This window comes from Mesorhizobium sp. M5C.F.Ca.IN.020.29.1.1, from assembly GCF_003997375.1.
Classification (GTDB): Bacteria; Pseudomonadota; Alphaproteobacteria; order Rhizobiales; family Rhizobiaceae; genus Mesorhizobium; species Mesorhizobium wenxiniae.
Map to the genome: position 1 here is coordinate 1 of NZ_RZSW01001055.1, position 915 is coordinate 915.

Below are 915 nucleotides of genomic sequence, written 5' to 3' on the forward strand. Positions count from 1 at the left end.
GTGGAGATGATGATCTCGCGCATGGAGGAAGGCTACGACAAGATCTCGGCGGCCACCTATGCCTATACCTCGACCGCCTTCCCGATGCTCACCGGCACGCTGGTGACGATCGCCGGCTTCGTGCCGGTCGGCTTCGCCAAGAGCGGCGCCGGCGAATATTGCTTCTCGCTGTTCGCGGTCGTCGGCATAGCGCTGGTTGTTTCCTGGGTCGTCGCGGTACTGTTCACGCCGTTGACCGGCGTCGCCCTTTTGCCCGAGCGCATCAAGGGCCATGGCAGCCACCAGCCTTCGCGCCTGGTGCGCGGCTTCCAGACGCTGCTCGAAACGGCGATGCGGGCGAAGTGGCTGGTGCTGTCGGCGACCGCCGGGCTGTTCGCGCTCTCGGTCGTGGCCATGGGCTTTGTCGGTCAGGAGTTCTTCCCGAAGTCCGACCGGCCCGAAATCATGGTCGACCTCACCCTGCCGCAGACCGCATCGATCAAGGCGACGGACGAGGTGGTGGGCCGGGTCGAGAAGCTGCTCGCGGCCGATCCTGACATCGACCACTGGAGCTTCTATGTCGGCCAGGGCGCGGTCCGTTTCTACCTGCCGCTCGATGCCCAGCTCGCCAACGACTTCTTCGCCCAGGCGGTGGTCGTGACGAAGGGCCACGCCGTGCGCCAGGCCGTGATCGATCGGCTGGAAACGTCACTTGCGAAAGGCTTCGACGACGTCATGACCCGCGTCACGCCGCTCGAACTCGGACCGCCGGTCGGCTGGCCGCTGAGATTCCGGGTCAGCGGACCGGACCCGGACAAGACGCGCAGCCTGGCGCAGCAGTTCGCACAGGTGCTGGGCAGCGATGCAGCCGTGCGCAACATCAACTACGACTGGAACGAGCCGGCCAAGGTCATCAAGATCGAGGTGGACCAGGAC

Annotated in this window: 1 protein-coding gene; it reads left to right on the forward strand. The window is 65.7% G+C overall.

Features of this window, described 5'->3' with window-relative positions; all coding sequences use genetic code 11:
- Positions 1-915: efflux RND transporter permease subunit (locus EOA85_RS36155; RefSeq protein WP_164760176.1), on the forward strand; the 915-nt coding region annotated here is incomplete at both ends.